The organism is Paeniglutamicibacter quisquiliarum, assembly GCF_019084045.1.
GTDB lineage: Bacteria > Actinomycetota > Actinomycetes > Actinomycetales > Micrococcaceae > Paeniglutamicibacter > Paeniglutamicibacter quisquiliarum.
Genome location: NZ_JAHRED010000023.1, coordinates 1 through 3,865, shown reverse-complemented (window position 1 = coordinate 3,865; position 3,865 = coordinate 1). Strand labels below are relative to the sequence as shown.

General features: G+C 63.7%; 1 protein-coding gene and 2 pseudogenes. All 3 read left to right on the top strand.

Going from position 1 to position 3,865, the window contains the following annotated elements; translation table 11 throughout:
• Positions 1–455 precede the first annotated feature (455 nt).
• A pseudogene (locus KRR55_RS20780) lies at positions 456–1,229 on the top strand (IS30 family transposase); the annotation flags it as partial.
• Positions 1,230–1,836: 607 nt separating this feature from the next.
• On the top strand, positions 1,837–3,276 hold the full coding sequence (gene ltrA / locus KRR55_RS20085; RefSeq protein ID WP_217391088.1) for a group II intron reverse transcriptase/maturase: 1,440 nt from the start codon (positions 1,837–1,839) through the stop codon (positions 3,274–3,276).
• A gap of 112 nt (positions 3,277–3,388) precedes the next feature.
• Positions 3,389–3,829 (top strand): annotated as a pseudogene (locus KRR55_RS20080) (IS30 family transposase); the annotation flags it as partial.
• Between the last annotated feature and the right edge of the window lie 36 nt (positions 3,830–3,865).

Here is a 3,865-nt window from a genome sequence, read left to right as displayed (position 1 = left end):
GGCGGATTCTAGCGGTCGTTGCAACACCCAGATCTTTGGGAGTTGCAACGACCGTGCCGTCTTTAACGAAGAAATCACCAACCAACAAGAATCCTTCAGGCCCCCGGAGGTACTCCTCCGAGGATCGCGAACGATTCCTGGTGGTCCTGGACCGGACGGGGAACGTGGCCGCGGCGGCCACCGAGCTCGGGTTCAATTCCAACAAGTGCTACCAGTGGGCCCGCGAACTCACCCCGGATTCCACGTCGCCGGCCAGGGGCGCCAGGGGCAAGAAGAAGACCAAATACACCCAGGACCAAAAGGACGGATTCTTCACCGCCCTGGACCGGCTGGGGAGCGTGTCGGCGGCAGCCCGCGAGGCCGGCATCCCCGTGGGAACCTGCTTCCAATGGGCGCGCAAGGCCGGTGTGGCGACGGTGGTGTCGCACGCAGGGAAGCGGGAGGAATACCTGCGGCTGCGCAACGCCGGAGCGACCCAGAAGGCGGCGGCAGCGGCGGCGGGGGCAAACGTGCGCACCTGCCGGGACTGGGAGAACGGGATCCGACTGTCCCACGGCCGACGCATTTACCCGGACGGACGGGTCATCGACTACAAACAAGGGGTGACTACTAACAATTCGGTCGACGGCTTGGCCTACGCAACCCCGTTCCCGGGGCTTGCCGCGCTGGAGAAACCGATCAGCGACCGCTACCTCTCCTTGCCCGAACGCGAGCAGATCCGCGACCTGCTGGCGGCCGGCTCCTCGCTGCGGGCCATCGCCAAGACCCTGGGCCGGCCGGTCTCCACTGTCAGCCGGGAGATCGCCCGCAACACCGGCCCCAACGGCTACCAGCCATACGCCGCGCACCGCGCCGCGGCCAAGCGCCGACCCCGGCCCAAGACCAGCAGGCTCAGCTGTGAGGGAACCCTGCGAAAATACGTCGGGGCCAAGTTGCTCCTAGGCTGGTCACCGGAGCAAATCAGCAACAGGCTGAGGAAACTGCTCCCCGACAGGCTGGAGCTGCGCGTGTGTCCCGAAACGATCTACCAGGCCCTCTACCTGCAGGCCCGCGGCGGACTCAGGCGGGAGGTCGCCGCAGCCCTGCGCACCGGCCGCGCCCGCCGCAAGACCCGCCGCGACCCCGAGGCGCGCACCAGCCGGTTCAGGGACCCGATGATCAACATCTCCGAGCGTCCCGCCGAAATCGAGGACCGCGCCGTGCCCGGGCACTGGGAAGGGGACCTCGTGCGCCACGAGGCGCTGTTTTACCGAGCGGGGGTGGAAGACCTTCGCCGTTGTGCTGTCGCAGCAGCATGACGAAGCTGGGGGCAGCCTGACCCGGGGAAACACCGGGAAGGGCGGCAAGCAGCCCCGACAACGCCGGGACGGACCAGCACTACCGAATGGGTCGGGTCCGGCAAGCAAGGCAGGAAGGTGTACGAGAGGAACCAGTGCTAAAAGCTTCTCAAGTCTCCCGCCAGCTCAAATTCGGTGGATATGGGCTGGCCTGCGATGCGCACCACCCCCTCATTACGGGATGGGAACTCGGATGCCGGTTAAGGTCGTTGGCATTCGAGGCCACGGTGAAGGCCTGCGGCGTAGCCGTGGCGATATCGCAGGGGCATAGCTGGGCACCTAACCTGCCAATCGGTAAACAGTGAACGTGGGAACCATCGTGCATCTCCCGTGATCGTCGGCCCATCCAGGGTCATGGTTTCGGGTGGGCGTGTTGTCCGTCGATCGGCGCACGATGGGGCGGAGGGGCCGTAGTAGTCCGCGCGGGGGAAAGCCTCGTACATGGCGAAGGGCCCCAGCGGATATGACGCAGTAGGTACTGCAAGGAACGGAGGCATTGGTGAATACCGGTGAACCGCGTTGGGTCGACCTCGATGAGGCGAGCCTGCGGGTACGTGCGATGCAGACGAAACTGCACCACTGGGCGGTCAGCGATCCTGACCGTCTTTTCGACGATGTGTTCAACCTCGTTTATGACCGGGATTTCCTCACCGTTGCGTGGGGCCGGGTCAAGGGCAACAAGGGTGCCAGAACTGCCGGTGTTGACCGGCGCATTCCGGCCCTGATCGGTGAAGGTGTCGAAAGCGTGGAGTTTCTGGAGGAGGTCAGGGAGCTGCTGAAGTCCCGGGCCTTTGTCCCGTTGCCGGTGAGGGAACGCTTGATTCCCAAGCCGAACAGCACGAAACTTCGCCGCCTCGGCATCCCCACCGCACGGGACCGGGTGGTTCAGGCATCGTTGGCGTTGGTGTTGGAGCCGATCTTCGAGGCGGACTTCAAACCGGTCAGTTACGGTTTCCGTCCGAAGCGTCGGGCGCAGGATGCGATAGCCGAAATACATGCCATGGCCACCCGAAATTACCATTGGGTGTTCGAAGCAGATATTGAGGCGTGTTTTGACGAGCTCAAGCATTCGGCGGTCATCGCCGAGGTTCGCAAGCGCGTCACGGACAATCGCGTGCTGGGCCTGATCGGTAAGTTCCTCAAGGCGGGCATCATGTCCGCCGAGGGGGAGGTCAGGAAATCCAACACCGGGACCCCGCAGGGAGGGATCATTTCCCCGCTTCTGGCCAATATCGCCTTGACGGTCTTGGACAAGCATTTCTGCGACAAGTGGGATGCCCATGGCACCCCGTATCGCAGGGAAGCCCACCGGAAACGGGGTGGGGCCACGTATCGGATCATCCGCTATGCGGATGATTTCGTGATCATGGTCCTGGGTACCCAAGCCCATGCGGAGGCCCTCTGGGAGGAGGTTGCGGAGGTCATTGCCCCGTTGGGGTTGAAGATCTCCGTGCCCAAGTCCCGGGTCTGCCATGTTGATGAGGGGTTCGATTTCCTTGGTTTTCGCATCCAGCGGAGACTGAAGAAAGGAACCCGGAAGATGCGTGTCTACACCTACCCGTCGAAGAAGTCCTTGTTGACGATTCTCGGGAAGGTGCGTGCGCTGACACGTCGAGCGGAGCATCCTTCGCTGGACGTCCTGCTCAACCGGTTGAATCCGGTGGTGCGTGGCTGGTGCAACTATTTCCGCCACGGGGTTTCCAAGGCGACCTTCGGCTTTCTTGATGCTTTTGCTTGGCATCGGGTGACCCAATGGATCCGCAAGCGGCACCCCGGCATTACGTGGCGGGAACTCTACCGGCGCTTTCTGACAGGAAGGCCCGGAAACCAGCCGCAGGCCGAGGGAATCACGATGTTCGACACCGCGTCGGTACCGGTGACCCGGTATCGGTGGCGGGCGCACAATATCCCGACGCCGTGGGCGGCCAACACGGTTTGAATGGCTATCCGTGGAGCGCCGGATGCGATGAGAGTCGCACGTCCGGTGCGGAGGGCGGGTCGGAGAAACGAGCCGGGAGCAATCCCGGTGTCGCGCTCCGGCCCGACCCTACATCACCGGAACACTGAACCAGTCCGCGATCGCGACCCTGGTCGAGAGGAGCACCCGCTACGTCATGCTCGTCCACCTCGAGGGCGACCACACCGCCGCAACCGTCCGCGACGGACTCATCAAGACCATGGGAGGGCTCCCCGAACGCCTGAGGGGATCCCTGACCTGGGACCAGGGCGCCGAAATGGCCACACACAAGGCCTTCTCCATGGCAACCGACATGGACGTCTACTTCTGCGACCCGGCCAGCCCCTGGCAACGCGGATCCAACGAGAACACCAACGGCCTGCTGCGCCAATACTTCCCCAAGGGAACTGACCTCAGCACCCATGGCCCCGAGGAACTGGAACGGGTCAGCCGCCTGCTCAACGGACGCCCACGCAAAACGCTCGGCTGGGATACCCCAACCGAACGCCTGCGTGAACTACTGTTGGCAGCCTAGCCACCAGGTGTTGCGATGACCCCTAGAATCCAAGCC